This is a genomic window from Mammaliicoccus sp. D-M19 (assembly GCF_022386695.1).
GTDB classification, from domain to species: Bacteria; Bacillota; Bacilli; order Staphylococcales; family Staphylococcaceae; genus Mammaliicoccus; species Mammaliicoccus sciuri.
This window is the reverse complement of the sequence record NZ_JAJNHW010000004.1, coordinates 1-21,087: the sequence shown is the minus strand read 5'-3', so window position 1 is coordinate 21,087 and position 21,087 is coordinate 1. Positions and strand designations below refer to the sequence as shown.

Genomic DNA, 21,087 nt, shown 5'->3' with positions numbered 1-21,087 from the left:
ATAGAACTTTACATAGGAGGTGCAGTTGCCAGTGAGAAGATTAAAGAATTTTTTCCTAGGCTTATTCATAATAGTAGTTGTAGGCACGCTTCTTTTTATGTACTTGGATATTAGCCAAATTAAGAGCTATCAACAAGAATTATTAAAATATAATTGGTTTGAACCAACGTTGATTGCTTGTGCAGGCGTATTAATATTCTTTGGTATATTGATGTTCTTTGCAACATTTAAACCAACACATAAAAAGCCAGGCTTACATCGTGACTATGAGGATGGTCACATTTATATTACGAGAAATTCAGTTGAAAAATGTGTTTATCGTACTATTCAAAAATACGATGAAGTACGTCAACCAAATGTTATTTCTAAACTGTATAATAAGAAAAATAAATCTTATGCAACAATCAAAGCTGATTTCTTTGTGGTTTCAGATACAGGCCAAATTCAAACATTAACGGATCGAATTAAATCAGATATTAAGGAAAATGTTGAGCATTTCTCAGAAATACCTGTAAAAAATATTGAGATTAATGTCAGAGATCAAAAATCGAGTGACACAAGAGTTTTATAAGACTAAGGATAGGAGGTTCCGATTATGCCAAATGAAAATCAAGATCCAAATCAATTCATTAATTTTATTAAAGAATATAAATGGAGAATTATTGGTTTTATCGCAATGTTAATATTAGCAGTACTATTTTTAACAATTGGTTTTTGGAAAACAGTTTTAATCCTAGTCCTATGTTTAATAGGTGTAGGGTTGGGGTATATTAAAGATTGTACACAGCAGTTCTTAAATTTCTTAAATAGAATAAGTTAGACTGCTTACAATATAAATAATGCAAATAAACAAATTATAAATTAAAGGGAGAGAATCTATTATGGCAAACGTAGACAACAACAAAGTAAAAAGTAGTTACAATGAACAAACAGGGGTAAATGAACAAGAGCGCGAAGCTCAACAACAACAAGCTCAAGCTCAAGAGCAACAATTTTCAAATACATTATCATTTTCAGATGAAGTAGTAGAAAAAATTGCTGGAATTGCTGCTAGAGAGGTTAGAGGTATTTTAGATATGAAAGGCGGCTTTGCTTCTAGCTTAACTGATCGTTTCACATCTGGAAATAACGTAACTCAAGGGGTTTCTGTTGAAGTAGGAGAAAAACAAGCAGCTGTAGATTTAAAAGTAATTTTAGAATACGGCGAATCAGCTCCTAAAATCTTCAAAAAAGTTGCGGACTTAGTTAAAGAGCAAGTTAAACATATGACTGGACTTGAAGTTGTTGAAGTAAATATGCACGTTGATGATGTTATGAGTAGAAAAGAATACGAACAAAAGAACGCATCATCAGATGAAGAAAACCAATCAAAAAGCAATAAAGAATTACAATAAAGTATAAAAAAAGACGAGTGAGATAAATATCTCACTCGCTTTTTTTATGCTTTTTGAGTCTTTGGTTGTTTCTTAATCGTTAAACAAATTAGGAATGCAATGAAGCTCAATGCACCAGCTACATATAGACTAGATACAACATTAAAGTATGATACAAATATACCACCTAATAATGAACCAGCGCCTATTCCTGCATTTAAACTAGACATATTCCAACTCATTGCCGCACTTGTATCTCCTTCAATTTGAGAGATGATACCGATTTGGATAGGTGGATTTGATCCCCATTGGACAATATTCCAAGCAAATACGCCTATTAATGTAATAACAAGTATAGGTAAGAATTGTTCAAATACAAGCATTAGTACTGTATAAGTACTTAATGAAATTAATAGCCACTTTTTACTGCCTAATGCATCTGTAATATATCCACCTAATGAAGTACCAATAATTGCACCGATACCAGCTACGAGTAGTACAAGTGATACGATATTTAAATCATATCCATACACAGATAGTAACGGACTAATATACGTTACGACAACATAATTTGCCGCTAATATAAGGAAAGTTATGCTTAAATATTTTACAATTTCTAACGGATGAACGACTTTGTAATCTTGGCTTTGATTAGAAGATTCTACTGTATCTATTTTATTACTTGCTACATTAAAAATAATAAGTATAAGTGCAATAATCCCTACTGTAGATATAAATACAAATGACATTCTCCAACCTACTAAATCACCTATTTTAGTGCCTAGAGGAACACCAAGTACGTTAGCTGCACTGAAACCAGTATAAACAAGTCCAATCATTTTCCCGCGTTCGCTTGGATTTGAATACACAACAGTTAAAGATAAAATCTTCACGACAATAATTGCAGCAGCCGCTGAAGATAGTATTCTACCTATTACTAGTATTGTAAAGTTAGGTGAAATCGCAATTATCCCGTTTCCTAAAATAAATATAGCCATACTTACTAATAATATAGTCTTTGGTGAGACGTTTTTAGTGAGTTTAACAAGTATGGGACCACTAATTGCGAATGTTAATGCATAAACTGTTACAAGTTGTCCTACAATTGCTTCTGATACATTCAAATCTTTACTCATTAAAGTAAGTATACCTGCAATCATTAGTTCAACCATTCCCACAACAAATACGCTTAACATAAATGTAATTAATCGAGGTTTCGACATCATATAACTCCTTCTCTTTGACATATAATCATGATTATAACAGTGTGATTTGTAAAAATACAGATAAAATTTAATACCCGAACAATATAAAAGCGACTCAAGATTAATTGTATAAAAATGCTAAGTAAGCACGTTAGTTCAATATGATAATACGGGATTTATACAGTAGTTTGAATATTTAAAATATTAATAATATAGAAGTAAGATTTCTTTAATGTTATATATATAAATTTAATTAATAAATCTATTATTTTTGATGACAGCGCTTACATAAAAATATATAATACAATTAGAGATGAATAGTATTGAATATTTATTAATTATTGTGTATAGTTAGTCTTGCGAAAAGGAGAGAAAGTATGAAAGAGACGAGCGTTTTAGTAGGAAGGTTAAAGTTTATTATATTATCAGTGCTAGGAATATATTTATTTTTAGTTCCCGTTACGGTAACTGACGATAAAGGGGAGAAAGAAACAAGTTTACCTGTTGCATACCTTGCAAATACAGCTTTAGATTGGATAGGTGACTATGCTGGACTAATTATAATGCTTTTAATTAGTTTCTCTGCAGTAATGACATTAATCTATTCTACGATATTCAGTACTTCTACTAAGAGATCTATAGCGAACGAATTGTTTAACGTCAATTGGATTTGGGTCGTAATTAGAATAATAGGTGCGATATTTGCAATATTCATTTATTTCGATTTTGGACCTGGTATAGTTGTAAATGAAAATACTGGATTAATGGTTTACAATGATTTATTACCAACATTGCTTGCAGTATTCTTCTTTGCAGGTTTATTCCTTCCATTATTAATGGACTTTGGTTTATTAGAGTTTTTAGGGCCAATGTTTGCGCCAATTATGAGACCAGTATTTAAATTACCTGGTAGATCAACTGTTGATAATCTAGCTTCATTTATTGGTGATGGAACTGTAGGCGTAATGATTACAAGTCAACAATATGAACAAGGCTTTTATACACGTCGAGAGGCAACTGTCATTGCGACAACATTCTCTGTTGTATCCATCACATTTGCAATTGTCATTGCTCAAACAATTGGCTTAATGGATTATTTCTTTAAATTTTATTTATCCGTTATTTTAGCTTGTGTTGTAGCAGCTTTTATAATGCCTAGAATTTGGCCACTTAAACAAATTCCAGATAAGTATTCAAACGGAAGTACTGAACAATTAAATGAATCTATTCCAAAAACGCATAATCCAATATCATGGGGATTTGAACAAGCAACTCAAAAAGCTGTAAAATCACCTGACTTTAAACAATTCATTATCAATGGTGTGAAAACTGTATTGGATATGTGGTTAGCAGTACTACCAGTCGTTATGACAATCGGTACATTAGCAACTATTGTTGCTGAATATACACCAACATTTAGTATTTTAGGTGCACCATTTGTACCATTATTAGAATTAATGCAAATACCATATGCAAAAGAAATGTCTGAAACATTATTAATCGGTTTTGCAGATATGTTCTTACCATCATTACTTATTAGTAATGTACCAAGTGATATGACAAGATTTATCGTAGGTGCTTTAAGTATTTCACAATTAATATATTTATCAGAAGTAGGGGGCGTTATACTCGGTTCGAAAATACCAGTAAGCCTAGGGAAACTCTTCATGATTTATATTATGCGTACAATTATTGCATTACCGATAATTGTAATATTAGCTCATATTTTCTTTTAAATTAAAAAACGGACAAAATGAACTTAAATAGTTCAGTTTGTCCGTTTTTATACTATTATTTTGGATCGATTGTTGTTTCGACTTTAGCGATTGCGATTTTAGATCCTAACATTGGTGATTCACCTTTGTCTTTATTACTGTCTCCACCGCGACTATGTGCTTGTTTAAATGCATCGCTCGTTTTCCATGCTTCAAAGTCTTCTAGTTCTTCCCACCACATATTTACATGTAATTCGTCATTGTCATCAATGTCTTGCATGTTCCAAGTTTCAACTTTTATGAAACCTTTCATTTCTTGTAATGCGCCACCTTTAGTAAACATTGGTGCTAATTTTTCTGCATAACCTTTTTTCATTTTAATTCTATTTGTTACAACATACATTGTTATCTCTCCTATTCTTTTGGTGTTGGGTTAGTAGCCCAGATTTGTGCTGTCTTCATAAATGTTCTTGGTTGTAGTTTCAATTGTGATATGACTACGTCTGCTATATCTTCTGGATGCGTCATTGTATCTTCTTGTAATTGTGTTTCTCCAATTAAGTCTGTTAATACAGCTGAAGGGGTTAAATATGATACTCGGATGTTATGTTTTCTCATTTCTTGCATAATACCTTCAGTCATACCAATTACTGCATATTTAGTAGCAGAATAGATACTGCTTGTTGCACTGGCTTTTAAACCAGACATTGAAGCGATATTAATAACATCTCCGCTTTTTTGTCTTACGAGATGTGGTAATGCTTCTTGTAAAACGTAATATATACCTTTAACATTTGTTTCGAATAATTGATCAAACTCAGATTCACTTACATCTAAAAATGAATTGTTCTTCATAATACCTGCATTATTTATCACGATATCAATAGAGCCTAATGCATGATATGAATCTTCTATAAAACGTTGCACATCTTTTTGGTGCGCAATATTAGTTTCTTTATAAAATACTTTGACGTCATATTGTTTAAGTTCATCGGCTGTTGCTTTTAAAGTATCAATATTTCTACTTGCAATTGCAACGTTGACGCCTTCGTGAGCTAATGCAATCGCGATTGATTTACCGATACCTTTAGAGCCACCTGTAATGACTGCATTGAGCCCTTTTAAGTCTCTTAACATATTGATCATCACTCCTTTCTTATATGTTAGCATGCTTTAAAAATGTATCATAATAATTCAATTTGAAAATGCCATATAAATAACACCACGAAGTCAGCTTTATATGACTTCGCGGTGTTTATTTAAAATGCCTGAAAGTTTGAACTTAAGCTTCTTTAGTAAGTTCGTTGTAAACTTTCTTATCAGCATGTGTATAAATAATATATTCTTTATCATTTGTTTCGATAATCACACGATTTGTTTTGCCAAAAGTTGAGCCAATTCTTACGATATGATCTTGGGCTTCATTAGACAAAGCGTGAATATCTTGATCCTCTTTAATGTTTTTAATTTCATTATTTGGAATTGTAATGTCCGCTACTCTCCATTGAATATGAACTTGATTATTGTCCTTTGATACTCTCATTGCCATATCTAAACACATCCTTTTGTTTGATGACTACATCATAACGCATTATGTATCCGTTTTCAATAGAAAAACGAGAAAATGTGTTATATTTTTTAATTATTATGTCATACTAATTGATGATAGTATTTTTATGCAATATATTGAATAACTATTTACAAACAGAATGCTATGTTGTAATATTATCTTTATAAATAAATGAGGAGCTGGTTTCATTGGGACGAAGTTATCTATGTTAAAAGAATTAAACAAGACAAGTTTTTTAAAAGAAGTTGATTTTTCTAAAGGAGAATTAGAATCGCTTATTGATTTGGCAATGGAATTAAAATTCAAAGAAAAGCATCAGATCCCACACCGTTATTTAAACGGGAAACATATCGCTTTATTATTTGAAAAGCAATCAACGAGAACACGTTCAGCTTTCACAGTAGCTGCAACTAAGATGGGTGCAAGTGTGTCTTATTTAGGTAAAGATGATTTACAGTTAGGTAAGAAAGAATCTGTTGAAGATACAGCAGTCGTACTTGGATCCATGTTTGATGGTATTGCTTTTAGAGGATTTGAACAAAAGACAGTAGAAGATTTAGCTCAATTTTCGAACGTACCAGTATGGAATGGCTTAACAAATGAGTGGCATCCTACACAAATGTTAGCAGACTTTATGACAATTAAAGAATACTTTGGTACATACGAAGGAAAGACTTTGACGTTTATAGGAGATGGACGCAATAATGTTGCGAACTCGTTGCTCGTTACGAGTGCAATTTTAGGTGTGAATATTCATATTGTTGCACCATCATCACTCCAACCAAATGAAGAAGTTCAAAATATGGCATTGTCATTTAGTAAAGAATCTGGAAGTGAGATATTAATTACAGATAATATCCAAGAAGGTATTTACGGCAGTGATATCATATATACAGATGTTTGGTGTTCAATGGGTGAGGAACAACAATTGGAAGAACGCTTTGAATTACTTAAAGATTACCAAGTTAATCAAAACTTAATTAATTTAACTGGTAAAAATGAAACTTTATTTTTACATTGCTTACCAGCTATTCATGATTTGAATACTGAAATGGGCGCGCTTTGTTTCGAAAAATTTGGTGTAACAAGTATGGAAGTGACAGATGACGTATTTAGATCAGATTATTCGAAAGTATTCCAACAAGCAGAAAATAGAATGCATACAATTAAAGCATTATTAGCTACAACTTGTGGCGATATATATTAATAAATAAAGGGTGAGATATCAATAAATGTCTCACCCTTTATTTATTGCTTCTATTGTTTTTTAGTTAGCTTCTTTTGTTAATTTTTTTCTATTGCGATTAAGTTCTACATATTTACTGTAGCTATATATGATAATACCTGCCCAGATAAATATGAATGTAATAAATTGATCAACATCGAAATGTTCGTTTAACAAGAATATACCGATAAAGAACATGATAGTTGGACCGATATATTGTATAAAGCCTGTTAATGATAGTGGTATTCTTCTTGCTCCAGCACTAAATAAAATTAATGGAACAGCTGTAACAGCACCAGAAAGTAATAACCATCCGCTTGAACTGTTCATACCAAATGTAACGGCATTATGTTGTGATAAGTAGAAGATATAAATAAGTGCTGCTGGTAATGTTACGATACATTCTATCGTAATACTACTAAATGCATCGATATCTACAACTTTCTTGATTAACCCATAAAGCGCAAATGATGTTGCGAGTAATATTGAAACGAATGGAAATTCGCCAACTTGAAAAGTCATATAAATAACACCGACAAATGCTAATAGTATAGCTACCCATTGAGCTTTTGAGAATCGTTCTCCTAAGAAAATAAAAGCTAGGAAAATACTCATTAACGGATTGATGTAATAACCAAGACTTGCTTGTAGTACATGGTGATTATTAACAGCCCAGATAAATGTACCCCAGTTCACTGTAATAATATAACCAGCGATGATAATAGCGAATAGCATTTTCTTTTGTTTAAATAATTTAATCGTTGCTGCTTTGAACATTGGAAATTGTTTTGTAAATAATAGCAGTAATAACATGAATACTGCTGACCATATAATACGATGTGCCAAAATTTCGAATGGTCCAATTTCACTTACGAGGTTCCAATAAATTGGTAGGACACCCCAAATAATATATGCAAATATTGCATAAATAATACCTTTTTTAAATTCTGACATGATTTAGGACTCCCACTGTGATTGAATAACTTCTGCTTGATCGTGATAAATATTCGATGCAATATTAGCAAGTAATCTTGCAGTTCGATTATCTATATCGAATCTTGGTGATAGTTCAGCAATACTAATGCTTGAACTTTTGTTTGAGTTTGTAACTAATTGTAAAATTGTTTGAACAATTTGAGGTTGTAAGCCCATAATACAAGGTGCACTTACTGCAGGCGCATAACTTACATCTATCGAATCTGTACATAATGTAATGAGGATTTCGTCATATCCTTCAATAAATGAATTAATAGAAGTAATAGTCTCTATTGATAAATGGCTACGAAGCTCATCTTCACGAATGTATTGGACACCGTATTCATCAGCTCTTTCGAAGAGTGCTTTTGTATTACCATTTTTCTGAATGCCTAGCACGAAATAACCAACTTGATCGTCTTGATCTAAAATCTGTTTAAACATTGTGCCAGAAGATGGTTTCTCATCGTAATCTCTCATATCAAAATGTGCGTCTATATTGATGATGCCAATTTTTTTGTCTTTGTTGGCTTTTCTTACGCCTAAATAATGGCCATATAATACTTCATGACCACCACCGATAATAACTGTAAAGTCATTATGTAATAATATGTTTGAGATTTTATCTCCAAGTTCTGATTGCGCTTCTTCCATTTTATTTTTGTGGCAAATGATATCTCCGTAGTCAGTTAAATGTAAATACTCATTATGTATTGGTAAAGGACTTAAGGCTTTTCTAAAATGTTTAGGACCATCTACAGCACCTGGTCGACCATTATTTCTAGAAACACCTTCATCGCATTCAAAACCTATAAGTGCCATATTAACTTGATTTTCGAATTCTTTCTTTGGTGTAATGTCTTCTTTCTCAATATGAATTGAATCAACGATTTGATGAAATCTAAAAGCAGAACGCAATGTTGTACTATCTGTTCTACCTGTCCACTCATCCTTTTTAACATTTCTATACATATTTAATACCTCCTACATGTTACAATAGTTTTTACTAATGTTAGTTTATCATGTATGATATTCTTATGTTTTATTAAATGCTTAATTATTTTATAAGAAAGAAGTGTCTTTAATGAATAGTAAGAAAGAAAAAGCAAAAAGGCCGAGGAGTGATTCTATGAAATGGATTTATGGTCTCTTAACAGTTTGCTTATTATTTCTAGTAGCATGTGACAACCAAACTTCTAAGAATAATGAACATAATGATAACGAAAAATCATCTGAAACGACTACTACTGAAGAAAAAACAACTGCAGAATCGACAGGTGAAGATGTTAAAACTAAAGAAGAAAAATCAAAACCAAATAATAATAATCAGAACGAACAAAATGATAATAACAATCAACAATCTACAGATGAAATTCCAGTAGAAGAAAATGTAAATGGTGTTAAACCAAACAATCACAATGAAACTGAAACGTTTGATACAGAAGCTTATACAGTAGCTAGAAATTGTTTATTAAATCAAGGTAACTCTCAAGCGGAATGTGATAAAGCAGAAAATACAATAGAATTTACGAGAGCTTGGCAAAATTTATCACGTGATGGTTACTTATGTAATGATGATGGCTGTTCATTACCTAAAGAAAATGATCAAAATAATCAAGGTCATCATGATCAACAACACTCAAACACAAATGAAGATTCTAATCAAGGATCAAATGAACAAAGTAATGAACCATACGAAGAGGATAATAATCAAACAGATCCTTCTCGAAACACGAACCAACAAGATGAGAATACAAATAGAGAAGGGCAAAGTCAAAATCGCGCTCAACAATCAAGCAACAATGAAACCACTCAAAGTGATTATCATCAAGAAACGCAATTAAATAAAGCAAGCTAAATAAAAAAACGTTCATCGCGAAGGATGAACGTTTTTTTAATTGTGAAATAAGGGGGTTATTTCAACAATGGTATAGGGTTATGTTTAATATGACTTACAACTATAGTTTAACAGGGATTAATAACAAATCAATACTTATGTGATTCTTTTCACAATTTTGTCATTTGAATTGTAATTATGTGAGGTATATCACTATAAAGTCACAAAGTGTTCGTATACTTGTTCGGTATTTTATGGTAAAATAAAATAAAGTAATTGAAAAGAGGAAACATTAATATGACAGGAAAAACACATCTCTCATGCGGTATATTCATCGGGTCATCATTAAGTATTTATTATGGAGAAGATATTTTTACTTCATTTACGATTGTAAGTTTGTGTGGCGTAGCAAGTTTGGTCCCAGATATTTGTCATTTCAAAAGTAATCTAGGCAAGAAAATATTTCCTATTAGTTTTATTGTTAGATTAATTTTTGGACACCGAACGTTTACCCATTCATTATTATTTCTATTTTTAATATTTTGGGGATTGAGAAGCATATCCGCACCAGAACCATATTTAGTTTCGATTATATTAGGTATGTTATCGCATATTATTTTAGATATGTTAACACCAAGAGGCGTTAAACTATTTTATCCTTTAAATGTCTCAGTTAAATTACCCATTGTATTTAGAACGGGCGGTGTTATGGATTTAAGTCTATCATCTGCATTTACCATTATCACGGTCGTTTTATGGTGGAAAGATATTTATCGATTGTTTATATAAAAAAGAAGCTAAGACAAAAGGTAGTGTCTTAGCTTCCATTAAACATTATGTTATTTTCCGAATTTACCTTTTAAATCTTCGCCTTTATCTTTAGCGAAGTCTTTACCTTTTTCAGTATATTCGTCTTTATTCTCTTCTACATGATCTTTACCTTTTTCAACTGCTTTGTCTTTTGCATCGTTAAACTTATCTCCTAAACTCATAATAAAATCCTCCTTGGCCTATTATATATAGGGATATTTTGTGTTTAAAGCAACACATTATTATAAATACCCATTTAATTTTGAAATAATCATTTTAATTATAAATTTTCTATGATATTTTTAGACAAATCGTTCTAAAGTCGTATAATAAGAATGAGTCAAATTTTCGGAGGTATTATAATGCTAGATGAAACAAACCTGATAGAACATGGTCAAAATCACATTTTAGAATATACTAAAGTGATGAGCCAAAGTGAGAAAGAACAATTAGAATCTGATATTAATCAATTAGATTTAGATGAAATAGATAAACTATATCAAGATGTATACATAAATAGAAAGACAATAGATGTTGCAGATAATATAGAACAAGTTGAGTTTGAAGTTAAAGATCAACTTTCAGAAGAACAACTGAAATCTTACCGTTCACTTGGGATACAAGCGATTAAAGATGGTAAATTTGCGGTATTATTAATGGCTGGTGGGCAAGGTACAAGATTAGGTCATAAAGGACCAAAGGGTACGTTCTCGTTTAATGACAAAAGTTTATTCGAAAGACAAGCAGAACAATTAAAGCAATTAAAAGAAGAAATTGGTACACCTATTCATTGGTATATTATGACAAGTGACGTAAATCATAAAGATACGCTGTCATTTTTCTTAGAGAATAAATACTTTGATTACGATGAAAATTATATTCACTTCTTCAAGCAAGATCACATTGTATCTTTAACAACAGATGGTCAATTAATTTTAGATACAAATAAAAAAGTGATGCGTACACCTAATGGTAATGGCGGTGTATTCAAATCTCTAGAGAAAACAAAGTTACTTGCTGAAATGAAAGAAAATGGCGTGGAATACTTATTTTTAAACAACATTGATAACGCGCTCGTAAAAGTTCTGGATCCTGAATTTGTTGGATTTACAGTAGAGCATAATAGTGATGTAACAACTAAATCTATTAAAGCACATAGTGGTGAAAAAGTTGGTCGCCTTGTATCAATAGATGGTAAAAAACGTGTATTAGAGTATTCTGAGCTATCTGAAGATGATGTTGATAAATTAGAGAATGCTAATATAGGTATTCATGTATTTAAATTAGATTTCCTTATAGAAGCGGCTTCTAAACCATTGCCGTATCATTTAGCAGTTAAGAAGTTAAAACAATTAGATGAAGACTTCGGCGTTGTAGAAGAAGAGTCATTGAAATTCGAACTGTTTTATTTTGATATTTTCCAATATGCAGACACATTTGCTACACTACAAGTAGATAGAACGAAAGAATTTAGTCCTTTAAAGAATAAAGAAGGACAAGACAGTATTGAAACAGCTCAAAGAGATTTAGAGAACAATCAACTATTATAAAAAGAGGTATATGAATGGAACAAATCAACTATACAAAGTCTCATCCTAGAAAAAATGGGAAAGTTAAAGAAGCTTTCAAAGATATTATGCCACTTTCCTTTGGCGAAGAAGTCGGAAATGCAGTTTCACATGGTGTCCCTGCTTTCTTTCTGTTATTCTTCTTACCATACGCAGCAGTAGAAAGTTATATTAGTGATGGTGCACTTAAATCGACGAGTGTATCTATATATATTATCAGTATTATGCTGATGTTTTTATCATCTGCTGTTTATCACTCAATGTCATCTTCATCACCTCAGAAATACATTATGAGAATTATTGATCATAGTATGATTTATATCGCAATTTGTGGGACTTATACTCCTATTGCATTATCTTTAGTTGGCGGCTGGTTAGGTTGGCTTATTATGGCAGTCCAATGGGGGATTACAATTTGGGGAATTGTATATAAATCAACAGCTAAGAACGTTAATCATAAATTAAGTTTAGCGATGTATTTAATCATGGGTTGGATGGGTGTTCTCATGTTACCATCAGTTATCAATAAGACATCGTTAATATTTATGTTGTTTATTTTATTTGGTGGTCTTAGTTATACAGTAGGTGCTTGGTTCTATGCTCAAAAAGATAAAAAGTACTTCCATATGATTTGGCACTTCTTCATTTTGATTGCTTCAGTATTTCATTTTCTAGCAATTATGTACTTTATGTAGGAGGATAAGATGAACTATCGTTTGTATTATACGGTTCTTACAATTATTATTTTAATTCAAGGCTATTTCTTTTATTACTTTGTATTTAGTGGCGGTAAACAAAATGGTTTACAGTTTATGGGCATTGTTTCACTTATATTCGGTCTAATATTAATATATGCATTTGTATTACTGATTAAACACCAACGTAGAAATAATAAACAAACGTTTAATGAACATCTTAAAAAAGGTGAACAAAGACGATTGAAATAAGAATAGTGAGCGGAATATGTAATCTCTTTAGAATATTGAGATTTCTATCCCGCTCTTTTTGTTATTTTTTTGCAAAACGGGTAAATAGATAATATTAAATGTTATACGATATGAATAGGGGGAAATCATAATGTCAGAAAAAAGAGATTTTGAAACATTCGATCGTGACAAGCTAAATATTAACGAAGAGATTCAGGGAGAAACAGTTGAAGATAGAAGCGGCCATAAAATTGACCAGACTGATGATCAGTTTCTCGATATGACCAAAGATGAAATTAAAGGTAAAAATCAAATTGAAAAGAAACTAGTAGAAGAACTTGATAATATTGTAGACCAAGGAGCAACATTGGAAAGACAAGAAGAAGTGACTAAGTTACACAGAGAATGGTTAACATATAGTTGGCCAAATTATACAGAAGAGAAACACATAGAAATCATAAATATGTATGATGCAGATGATAGATATAAAGCATATTTTGGTGAAGAAAGAACGGAAGCATTAGTTGCTGCCGTTAAGCATGTCATACAATAAAAATTAACTTTATAAAATTAAAATAGGAGACATCGATTTTATCGGTGTCTTTTTTACTATTAAATATGTAGAATTAGAATAAACTTGAATGTATAAAGGGGCTGAATCGAATGAAAAAGTTATATCAGAACGGAACAATATATACAATGGAAAAACCAGATGATACATATGCAGGTGTAATTGTAGACAATGGTATGATAGAAGCTGTTTTATCACAAAAAGATTTAAACCAACTTCAAACAACGGATTATGAAACAATCGATTTAAAAGGTGGAACGATGTTTCCTGGATTTGTTGAAACACATATTCATGTTATGGGGACTGGTGTTTGGCTATCATCAGTCATTTTAAATGGTGAGACCAATATTGAAAATGTAAAACAAAAAATTAGACAGAAAGCCCAAACATTACAACCAGGTGAATGGTTAGTTGCTGAAGGTTATGATGAAAATTTATTAAATGGCATTAGACTTAATAAATTTGATTTAGATGCGTTATGCAAAAATAATCCGGTTATTGTTAAAAGAGTATGTAGACATGCAGCAATCGTAAATTCAAAAGCATTAGAGATTTTAGATATGACAAATGATGTAGAAAATCCTGACGGTGGTTCATATGAAAAACAAGAAGGTGAACTGACTGGTTGGCTATATGATACAGCTATGGAACCATTTGAAGAATTAGCTTCAAATGAAGATGAACAGTCTCTTACTAAACATTTAAATAACGCGATTACATATTTATATCAATATGGTATAACAGGATCGCATACAGAAGATTTAGGATATTACGAAGATTATAAAGATGTCTTAAATGCTTATAAAACAGTTGTAGGACCAGGTGAAGATCAAAAGCCATTTAGAGTACGATTGTTACGCCACTTTAGTGTTTATGAACAAATGATGGAAGAACAAGCGACTTTTATTGATAAATGGATAGAACCTGATGCTATGAAATTTTATGCAGATGGTGCTTTTGGTGGCAGTACAGCATTGTTGAAAGAACCTTATTCTAATGATCCGACTGGAACAAATTATGGACTTGCGATATTTACTCAAGAAGAACTCGAAGAAAAAGTAAAAATCGCAAGAAAATATAATGGTGCGATAGCAGTTCATATGATTGGTGACAAAGCTTGTGAAATGGTATTGGATGCAATAGAAAAATATCCTGTGCAGAACGGACTCAGAGATAGATTAATTCATATTAGTACGTTAAATGAAGCGTTATTACAACGCGTTGCGAATTTACCAGTGATTTGTGATGTACAACCACAATTTATTACAAGTGATTTTCCATGGGTTCAAGATAAAGTAGGCAAAGAAAGAGCTAGATATTTATATCCATTCAAGTCAATGTTAGACTTAGGTATTATAATAGGTGGCGGTTCAGATGCACCGATTGAAACTCCGAATCCGATGCTAGGTATTCATGCGGCAGTTAATAGACAAACGTACGGTGAAGAAGGTGCGTATTTCATAGAAGAAGCACTATCCGTATTTGATGCGTTACGGTTATATACAACGCTTGCGAGTGAGATTGGTCAAACAACTGACCGTACTGGAAAAATTAAAGTAGGATATGAAGCGGATTTCACTGTGTTAGATCAAAATCCATTTAAAGTTAACCGTCAAGATTTAGCACAAATTCAAGCTAAATTAACAATTGTTAACGGAAATATTGTATACGAAAGAGCGTGAATTATGACTAAGAACAAAGGAATTGTGTTGGCTTTAGTACTTATTATGTTTATGAGTGCTATAGAAACATCAATCGTATCTTTAGCGACACCAACAATGCAAAAAGACTTTAATATTGATACGGAAGTTGCATTAATCTTTACAGTATATTTAATAGCGGTTGTGTTTATGACGCCAATAGTTGGTGAACTTGTAAAGAGAATTAATATTAAGTTAGTGGTGTTATTAGGGATATCTGTATTTATTATTGGAAGTGTATTTTGTGGGTTAAGTGAAATGACACATAGTTTCCCGTTGCTTGTCATTTCTAGAATCATCCAAGGTTTAGGTGCAGGTGTCATGATGACTTTAGGTCAAGTTATACCTAAACTTGCTTTTCCAATTCCGAGAAGATATAAAGTGATGGGTATTGTTGGTAGTGTTTGGGGGATATCTAGTATTGTAGGACCACTGTTAGGTGGCGCAATATTAGAATCTTTAAACTGGAGCTTTCTATTTTATATCAACGTACCTATAGCTTTAGTTTCAATGTGGTTGGTTATTAAGTATTTTAATTTTGAACAAGAGAAAGTAGAGAAAACTAAATTAGATTATAAAGGGTTATTTATATTTTATGGCGTAGTCGCAAGCTTTTTACTAATCGTTGCAGAACATATACCATTTATTGTACGTGTGATTTGCTTCATATTATTAGTTGGATTTGTCGTATTACTCTATAAAGTGGAGACACGTATGCGAAATCCATTTGTACCCGTTGAAGCATTTAATAGAAAAATCATTCTCGTGTTGTTTACAGATATGATTTATTCAACAATGTTAATGGGCTACACTATTTTTATGCCAATCTATTTACAAAATGAACAAGGCTTTACACCATTACAAAGTGGTTTAATCATTTTTCCAATGTCGGTAGGTTGGTTGTTTATCACGTTTGTACTTGGCAGATTAGATCAACTTAAATTGAAATTTATTTATATGTTAGCTTTCCTGGCAATGTTTGTTGGTAGCTTTGCTATTTTAACAGGCGTCGAATGGATTGTAATCATACCATTTGCTGTTTTTGTAATGGGAGTATCTTTTGGTACAGTATATACAAAAGATGTTGTCGTTGTTCAAGAAGAAGCGCCACATCACCAACTAGGTTCTATGATGTCGATTTATACATTATTTAAGACGATTGGTAGTACAACAGGATCTTTAATCGTTTCTTCAATATATGTATTGAATATTTCATTTTTAAGTTATGGTGTTCAAAATATTATGTTGTATATTATGTTAGTAGTCATTATATTGACAATTATTTGGTCAATTATATTTAAAGAAAAGAGAAGAAAAAGTTTTTAAAGGTAAAACATATTTAGAGGGAGTCACAATGTATGAAAAGAAAAAATAAGCGTTTTGATATTTTTCATTTATTGTCCATATTGATTATAATAAGTATTTTCACATTGTCTGGTGCAATTTTTATTGTACTACTTTCTTTTGGTATGTTTGGATTAAGCAGAATTTTAATTTATTATGGCTTAGCGGAATTCAATTACAATAAAAGTATGATAGATAATTTGTTCTATTATGGTAGTTATATATTGTTTGGGTACTTTACACTTGTCGCTATAGAATTTTTATTAGATAGATTTAAAAATAGACTGAATGATAATCCGTATTTCAAGGGCATGACTTTTCATTTATTAACGATAACTGTTAGCACAATTATGTTTTATTTCACAGTACATATATATTATTCACAAATTAAAATTGAGTTTTGGGTGATATTAGTCATTATCACTGTTCTATATATATGTACTGAAATTTTCTATCCAGATAGCAAAAATTTAAACCGATGAAACATTTATTTTGATTTCCGAAATAAAATAGTGCATAATAGCAAAGGTATATTTGGAAGGAGTTGAAACCATGAATGTTCAGGACATTTCAAAAGGTAAAAGAAATTTAGTAGTAGCTGTTATGTTAGTAAGTGCCTTTGTGGCGATTTTAAACCAAACCTTATTAAATACAGCAATACCTGAAATCATGGTGCATTTAAAAATCGATGCCAACCAAGGTCAATGGTTAATGACAGGATTTATGTTAGTCAACGGTGTTATGATACCGGCTACAGCATTTTTAATGGATAAATTTAATACAAGACCACTTTATTTAATGGCGATGTTATCATTTACAATCGGTACGTTAGTTGCCGCTTTATCGCCTAACTTCGGAATATTAATGTTAGCAAGAGTACTTCAAGCAATGGGTGCAGGTGTTATGATGCCTCTTATGCAATTTGTACTCTTTAATTTATTCCCTAAAGAGAAACGTGGTTTTGCGATGGGTATGGCAGGTCTCGTTATCTCATTCGCCCCAGCATTAGGTCCAACATTGTCTGGTTATCTCGTTGATAACTTTAGTTGGAGAAGTCCATTCTACACAATCATTCCATTCGCGGTTGTAGCATTAGCTTTTGGTGCGAAATACTTAACGAATATTTCTAAACCAAAAGATGTTCACTTAGATGTACCATCTATTATTCTATCTACAGTAGGATTTGGATCTTTATTATATGGATTCAGTAGCGCAGGATCTCTAGGATTCACATCACCAATTGTTATCGTTACTTTAATTGTTGGTATTGTAACGTTAGTAATCTTTGTATTTAGACAGTTAAAATTAGAAACCCCATTATTGAATATAAGAGTATTCAAGTATAAAACATTTGCACTAACAACAATCATTGGTGTGTTCTCAATGGTATCTTTAATAGGACCATCTTTATTAATGCCGATGTATATGCAAGATGCAAGAGGTTATTCAGCATTAATCTCTGGTTTACTATTGTTGCCAGGTGCAATCATTACAGGTGTTATGTCACTTGTGACAGGTCGTTTATTCGATAAATATGGTGCGAAATGGTTGGCAATCATAGGTTTTACAATCATTACAGTGACAACGTTCATGCTTGCATTTCTAAATGATAGTACGTCATTATTGTATTTAATAGTTGTTTATTCAATTAGAATGTTTGGTGTTTCTATGATTATGATGCCTGTTAATACTGCAGGATTAAATGCAATTCCAAACGAAGTGTTATCTCATGGTACAGCGATGATGAATACACTAAGAACAATCGCTGGTTCAATTGGTACAGGTATATTAGTAACAATTATGTCAATTGGTGCTAAGAATTTTGAACCTTCCAAAACACAATTAGAACATGCCAATGCTGGTAATACTGCGAAGATATTACAATCTGAAGCAATGATTCACGGTATCAATATTGCTTTCTTAGTATTGACTGTTATTGTATTTTTCGGAGTTGTCTTATCTATATTTATTAAATCAGAAAATAAACATCGCAACACAAGAATACCTAATCATTCAAAATAAGTAGATTTAAAGGCTGAGATTATGATCTCAGCCTTTTTTTGAACAATAAACTACCTGTATGTTTAAATTTTTTGTTACACTTAATATAATGATAAGTAGATAATTATTTTAGAAGGGGAGTCGTAGATTTTGTTATCAGTAGAACAGGTTAAAGAACTTGTGGGAGCGTTACATGATCCGATTGTAGATGTACCACTTAAAGAAACAGGCGGCATAGTTGAAGTTAGCATTAAAGAAGAAAAAGAACATGTGAGCGTTAAAGTTGCCATAGCTAAACTAGGTGGGCAACCACAACTTGATTTACAAATGGAAATTGTAGATCTCTTAAAAGAGAATGGTGCGAAAACTGTTGGGATAAGATTTGACGAATTATCTGATGATGCATTAGAAAAATTCAAAGGTGTAATGGAAGAACAAACTATAGAAGGATTATTATCTAAAGATAATCCAGTAGAATTTATTGCGATTGCTTCAGGTAAGGGCGGTGTTGGTAAATCAACAGTAGCTGTTAACTTAGCTGTATCTCTTGCAAGAGAAGGTAAGAAAGTAGGACTTGTTGATGCTGATATTTATGGATTTAGTGTTCCAGATATGATGGGCATACAAGAAAAGCCAGAAGTTGAGGGCGAACAAATTATTCCTGTTGAGCGTGAAGGTGTTAAAGTTATTTCTATGGCATTTTTCGTCGAAGAAAATGCGCCAGTCATTTGGAGAGGTCCAATGCTAGGAAAAATGATCACAAGTTTCTTTACAGAAGTTAAATGGGGAGAATTAGATTACTTAATACTTGATCTACCACCAGGTACTGGTGATGTAGCTTTAGATGTACATACAATGTTACCTTCAAGCAAAGAAATTATTGTAACGACACCTCATCCTACTGCAGCATTTGTTGCGGCAAGAGCTGGTGCAATGGCTAAACATACAGAACATTCTATTTTAGGTGTAATCGAAAATATGTCTTACTTCCAAAGTAAAGAAACAGGAAATAAAGAATATGTATTCGGTAAAGGCGGCGGTGCAAAATTAGCACAAGAACTTCAAACGACGTTATTAGGTGAACTTCCATTAAGTCAACCTGAGTGGGATGAAAATAACTTTTCACCTTCAATCTATAAAGAACATGAAGATTTAGGTAAAGTTTATAGTCAAATTGCTAAGAATATCATTAATATAACAGAGGAAGATTAGTGCGGAGGTAAGCAAGTGACTTTAAAATATTTAATTCAATTTTACAGAAATACACTTTTAATAGGTGTAGTTGTGACATATATTGCGTCACTTATCTTTGGATATGATAAAGTAACGAAATATTTATTTGCTGGAGAAATAGGTGAGTTTATAGCAGCTTCAATATGGTTCTTAGTTGTAGGACTACTTGTAGCAACTATAAGTCAGCTTGCATATTTCATCTATTTATTCATTAATCAATTAGGCATAGGTATCTTTGGAAAGATATGGCCACATGTACAAATCGTTGTAACTGTATTTGCTATATTTGATTTAGTGTATTTTAGATTTTTAAGATTTGGTGGAACAGATCAAATCATATCATTTATATGGCTACCAATAGTTGTTGTTATTTTTGCAATCATCACAAGTAATATAAAAAACAAACAATCTAAAAAGAATTTATGGATTCCATCTATGTTTTTTATGGTTGTTATGACAACTGTAGAACTTATACCATTTTTAAGAGTGGAAGATACAAGTTGGATTTATCTTACAATCTTTGGATTATTATTATGTAATGCTTATCAATTAATTACATTACCTAAATATAATGCGTTGTCTCTTGAAGAGAGAAAAGCAAAGAAATCAAAGTTAAATAATGACAGTAAATCATTGAAGAAATGATAAAAAGCACAAGATTAAATTCTATTTACACCTTAATCTTGTGCTTTTTAATTTTTTGTTAAAAAAGATGCTAAATAGTGTTGACTTTTAAAACCTCGCTTGATATTATATAAAAGTCGCTGAAAACGACAGCACAACAACGAAAAAAGTTATCAAAACTTTTTCTTGAAAGTGTAAAATTGACTCTTGTTAATACGAAATAAATGTTATATATTTATAAACGTGTTAAAAATAAGTTAACAAAATTAGTTGAAAACAAACATTGTTTTTAGTACAATATTGTTTAGACGCAAATTAGATGAACATTGAAAACTGAATGACAATATGTCAACGTTAATTCCAATAATTGAGTACTGAAAGTACTTCAGAGTGATTGGCTTAACCAATCA

At 31.6% G+C, this 21,087-nt stretch carries 24 protein-coding genes; 17 read left to right on the top strand and 7 right to left on the bottom strand.

Annotated features, from left to right (window positions below; all coding sequences use genetic code 11):
• Positions 1-31: 31 nt before the first annotated feature.
• The 3 genes from amaP (at position 32) to LQ675_RS09745 (ending at position 1,394) form a co-directional block, all read left to right on the top strand.
• On the top strand, positions 32-571 hold the full coding sequence (amaP, locus tag LQ675_RS09755) for an alkaline shock response membrane anchor protein AmaP (protein WP_048540111.1): 540 nt from the start codon (positions 32-34) through the stop codon (positions 569-571).
• A gap of 21 nt (positions 572-592) precedes the next feature.
• A complete protein-coding gene (locus LQ675_RS09750; protein WP_369919472.1) occupies positions 593-820 on the top strand; it encodes a DUF2273 domain-containing protein in 228 nt (75 codons plus the stop codon).
• A 61-nt stretch (positions 821-881) separates the two neighbouring features.
• Entirely contained in the window at positions 882-1,394 is a 513-nt protein-coding gene (locus LQ675_RS09745) for an Asp23/Gls24 family envelope stress response protein (protein ID WP_048540072.1), read from the top strand.
• A 44-nt stretch (positions 1,395-1,438) separates the two neighbouring features.
• On the opposite strand, the gene LQ675_RS09740 is transcribed toward LQ675_RS09745, so the two are convergent.
• Entirely contained in the window at positions 1,439-2,596 is a 1,158-nt protein-coding gene (locus LQ675_RS09740; protein WP_048540073.1) for an MFS transporter, read from the bottom strand.
• 359 nt (positions 2,597-2,955) lie between these two features.
• Between LQ675_RS09740 and LQ675_RS09735 the strand changes: the two genes are divergently transcribed.
• On the top strand, positions 2,956-4,314 hold the full coding sequence (locus LQ675_RS09735) for a YjiH family protein (RefSeq protein ID WP_048540075.1): 1,359 nt from the start codon (positions 2,956-2,958) through the stop codon (positions 4,312-4,314).
• A 55-nt stretch (positions 4,315-4,369) separates the two neighbouring features.
• Here LQ675_RS09735 and LQ675_RS09730 read toward each other — a convergent pair whose 3' ends face one another.
• The 3 genes from LQ675_RS09730 to LQ675_RS09720 form a co-directional block, all read right to left on the bottom strand.
• Positions 4,370-4,696, bottom strand: a complete 327-nt coding sequence (locus tag LQ675_RS09730; RefSeq protein WP_048540077.1) for a heme oxygenase — start codon at positions 4,694-4,696, stop codon at positions 4,370-4,372.
• A gap of 11 nt (positions 4,697-4,707) precedes the next feature.
• The gene (locus LQ675_RS09725; RefSeq protein WP_048540079.1) at positions 4,708-5,430 is read right to left on the bottom strand and encodes an SDR family NAD(P)-dependent oxidoreductase; all 723 of its coding nucleotides are present in this window, start codon (positions 5,428-5,430) and stop codon (positions 4,708-4,710) included.
• Between the two features lie 145 nt (positions 5,431-5,575).
• Entirely contained in the window at positions 5,576-5,842 is a 267-nt protein-coding gene (locus tag LQ675_RS09720; protein ID WP_025904965.1) for a SunI/YnzG family protein, read from the bottom strand.
• A gap of 226 nt (positions 5,843-6,068) precedes the next feature.
• Here LQ675_RS09720 and argF point away from each other — a divergent pair, with 226 nt between their 5' ends.
• A complete protein-coding gene (gene argF / locus LQ675_RS09715) occupies positions 6,069-7,070 on the top strand; it encodes an ornithine carbamoyltransferase (protein ID WP_048540081.1) in 1,002 nt (333 codons plus the stop codon).
• A gap of 60 nt (positions 7,071-7,130) precedes the next feature.
• Here the strand turns inward: argF and rarD are convergent, their stop codons facing one another.
• Entirely contained in the window at positions 7,131-8,042 is a 912-nt protein-coding gene (gene rarD, locus LQ675_RS09710) for an EamA family transporter RarD (protein ID WP_107610352.1), read from the bottom strand.
• A gap of 3 nt (positions 8,043-8,045) precedes the next feature.
• Positions 8,046-9,035, bottom strand: coding sequence for a formimidoylglutamase (hutG, locus tag LQ675_RS09705; RefSeq protein ID WP_058591257.1), 990 nt, complete (start codon positions 9,033-9,035; stop codon positions 8,046-8,048).
• A gap of 157 nt (positions 9,036-9,192) precedes the next feature.
• Here hutG and LQ675_RS09700 point away from each other — a divergent pair, with 157 nt between their 5' ends.
• The gene (locus LQ675_RS09700; protein WP_048540087.1) at positions 9,193-9,921 is read left to right on the top strand and encodes a hypothetical protein; all 729 of its coding nucleotides are present in this window, start codon (positions 9,193-9,195) and stop codon (positions 9,919-9,921) included.
• A gap of 276 nt (positions 9,922-10,197) precedes the next feature.
• The gene (locus tag LQ675_RS09695; protein ID WP_048540088.1) at positions 10,198-10,689 is read left to right on the top strand and encodes a metal-dependent hydrolase; all 492 of its coding nucleotides are present in this window, start codon (positions 10,198-10,200) and stop codon (positions 10,687-10,689) included.
• A gap of 50 nt (positions 10,690-10,739) precedes the next feature.
• On the opposite strand, the gene LQ675_RS09690 is transcribed toward LQ675_RS09695, so the two are convergent.
• Positions 10,740-10,892, bottom strand: coding sequence for a hypothetical protein (locus LQ675_RS09690; protein ID WP_167388692.1), 153 nt, complete (start codon positions 10,890-10,892; stop codon positions 10,740-10,742).
• A 180-nt stretch (positions 10,893-11,072) separates the two neighbouring features.
• Here LQ675_RS09690 and LQ675_RS09685 point away from each other — a divergent pair, with 180 nt between their 5' ends.
• From LQ675_RS09685 to LQ675_RS09640, 10 genes are all read left to right on the top strand, one after another.
• The gene (locus tag LQ675_RS09685) at positions 11,073-12,260 is read left to right on the top strand and encodes a UTP--glucose-1-phosphate uridylyltransferase (RefSeq protein ID WP_239727823.1); all 1,188 of its coding nucleotides are present in this window, start codon (positions 11,073-11,075) and stop codon (positions 12,258-12,260) included.
• Positions 12,261-12,274: 14 nt separating this feature from the next.
• A complete protein-coding gene (trhA, locus tag LQ675_RS09680) occupies positions 12,275-12,973 on the top strand; it encodes a PAQR family membrane homeostasis protein TrhA (RefSeq protein ID WP_048540092.1) in 699 nt (232 codons plus the stop codon).
• A gap of 9 nt (positions 12,974-12,982) precedes the next feature.
• Positions 12,983-13,225 (top strand): hypothetical protein, encoded by a 243-nt coding sequence (locus LQ675_RS09675; RefSeq protein WP_048540094.1) that lies wholly within the window; start codon positions 12,983-12,985, stop codon positions 13,223-13,225.
• A gap of 130 nt (positions 13,226-13,355) precedes the next feature.
• A complete protein-coding gene (locus LQ675_RS09670; RefSeq protein ID WP_048540096.1) occupies positions 13,356-13,757 on the top strand; it encodes a TipAS antibiotic-recognition domain-containing protein in 402 nt (133 codons plus the stop codon).
• A 110-nt stretch (positions 13,758-13,867) separates the two neighbouring features.
• Entirely contained in the window at positions 13,868-15,457 is a 1,590-nt protein-coding gene (locus LQ675_RS09665) for an amidohydrolase (protein ID WP_048540097.1), read from the top strand.
• Between the two features lie 3 nt (positions 15,458-15,460).
• A complete protein-coding gene (gene sdrM, locus LQ675_RS09660; protein ID WP_048540099.1) occupies positions 15,461-16,801 on the top strand; it encodes a multidrug efflux MFS transporter SdrM in 1,341 nt (446 codons plus the stop codon).
• Positions 16,802-16,833: 32 nt separating this feature from the next.
• On the top strand, positions 16,834-17,301 hold the full coding sequence (locus tag LQ675_RS09655) for a SepA family multidrug efflux transporter (protein ID WP_048540101.1): 468 nt from the start codon (positions 16,834-16,836) through the stop codon (positions 17,299-17,301).
• Between the two features lie 70 nt (positions 17,302-17,371).
• Complete coding sequence (locus LQ675_RS09650; RefSeq protein WP_048540103.1) at positions 17,372-18,841, top strand: MDR family MFS transporter; 1,470 nt, start codon at positions 17,372-17,374, stop codon at positions 18,839-18,841.
• A 129-nt stretch (positions 18,842-18,970) separates the two neighbouring features.
• A complete protein-coding gene (locus LQ675_RS09645) occupies positions 18,971-20,032 on the top strand; it encodes an Mrp/NBP35 family ATP-binding protein (protein ID WP_049321026.1) in 1,062 nt (353 codons plus the stop codon).
• 15 nt (positions 20,033-20,047) lie between these two features.
• Positions 20,048-20,698, top strand: a complete 651-nt coding sequence (locus tag LQ675_RS09640; RefSeq protein WP_048540107.1) for a KinB-signaling pathway activation protein — start codon at positions 20,048-20,050, stop codon at positions 20,696-20,698.
• The last annotated feature ends 389 nt before the right edge of the window (positions 20,699-21,087 follow it).

What these genes read in the sequence shown, in the direction of transcription:
- LQ675_RS09695 (WP_048540088.1), top strand. Translation starts at nt 10,198, where the DNA reads ATGACAGGAAAAACACATCTCTCATGCGGTATATTCATCGGGTCATCA.
- sdrM (WP_048540099.1), top strand. Translation starts at nt 15,461, where the DNA reads ATGACTAAGAACAAAGGAATTGTGTTGGCTTTAGTACTTATTATGTTT.
- LQ675_RS09665 (WP_048540097.1), top strand. Translation starts at nt 13,868, where the DNA reads ATGAAAAAGTTATATCAGAACGGAACAATATATACAATGGAAAAACCA.
- LQ675_RS09670 (WP_048540096.1), top strand. Translation starts at nt 13,356, where the DNA reads ATGTCAGAAAAAAGAGATTTTGAAACATTCGATCGTGACAAGCTAAAT.
- LQ675_RS09650 (WP_048540103.1), top strand. Translation starts at nt 17,372, where the DNA reads ATGAATGTTCAGGACATTTCAAAAGGTAAAAGAAATTTAGTAGTAGCT.
- argF (WP_048540081.1), top strand. Translation starts at nt 6,069, where the DNA reads ATGTTAAAAGAATTAAACAAGACAAGTTTTTTAAAAGAAGTTGATTTT.
- LQ675_RS09720 (WP_025904965.1), bottom strand. Translation starts at nt 5,842, where the DNA reads ATGGCAATGAGAGTATCAAAGGACAATAATCAAGTTCATATTCAATGG.
- LQ675_RS09740 (WP_048540073.1), bottom strand. Translation starts at nt 2,596, where the DNA reads ATGTCGAAACCTCGATTAATTACATTTATGTTAAGCGTATTTGTTGTG.
- LQ675_RS09685 (WP_239727823.1), top strand. Translation starts at nt 11,073, where the DNA reads ATGCTAGATGAAACAAACCTGATAGAACATGGTCAAAATCACATTTTA.
- trhA (WP_048540092.1), top strand. Translation starts at nt 12,275, where the DNA reads ATGGAACAAATCAACTATACAAAGTCTCATCCTAGAAAAAATGGGAAA.
- LQ675_RS09745 (WP_048540072.1), top strand. Translation starts at nt 882, where the DNA reads ATGGCAAACGTAGACAACAACAAAGTAAAAAGTAGTTACAATGAACAA.
- LQ675_RS09725 (WP_048540079.1), bottom strand. Translation starts at nt 5,430, where the DNA reads ATGTTAAGAGACTTAAAAGGGCTCAATGCAGTCATTACAGGTGGCTCT.
- LQ675_RS09675 (WP_048540094.1), top strand. Translation starts at nt 12,983, where the DNA reads ATGAACTATCGTTTGTATTATACGGTTCTTACAATTATTATTTTAATT.
- LQ675_RS09655 (WP_048540101.1), top strand. Translation starts at nt 16,834, where the DNA reads ATGAAAAGAAAAAATAAGCGTTTTGATATTTTTCATTTATTGTCCATA.
- rarD (WP_107610352.1), bottom strand. Translation starts at nt 8,042, where the DNA reads ATGTCAGAATTTAAAAAAGGTATTATTTATGCAATATTTGCATATATT.
- hutG (WP_058591257.1), bottom strand. Translation starts at nt 9,035, where the DNA reads ATGTATAGAAATGTTAAAAAGGATGAGTGGACAGGTAGAACAGATAGT.
- LQ675_RS09735 (WP_048540075.1), top strand. Translation starts at nt 2,956, where the DNA reads ATGAAAGAGACGAGCGTTTTAGTAGGAAGGTTAAAGTTTATTATATTA.
- LQ675_RS09730 (WP_048540077.1), bottom strand. Translation starts at nt 4,696, where the DNA reads ATGTATGTTGTAACAAATAGAATTAAAATGAAAAAAGGTTATGCAGAA.
- LQ675_RS09690 (WP_167388692.1), bottom strand. Translation starts at nt 10,892, where the DNA reads ATGAGTTTAGGAGATAAGTTTAACGATGCAAAAGACAAAGCAGTTGAA.
- LQ675_RS09700 (WP_048540087.1), top strand. Translation starts at nt 9,193, where the DNA reads ATGAAATGGATTTATGGTCTCTTAACAGTTTGCTTATTATTTCTAGTA.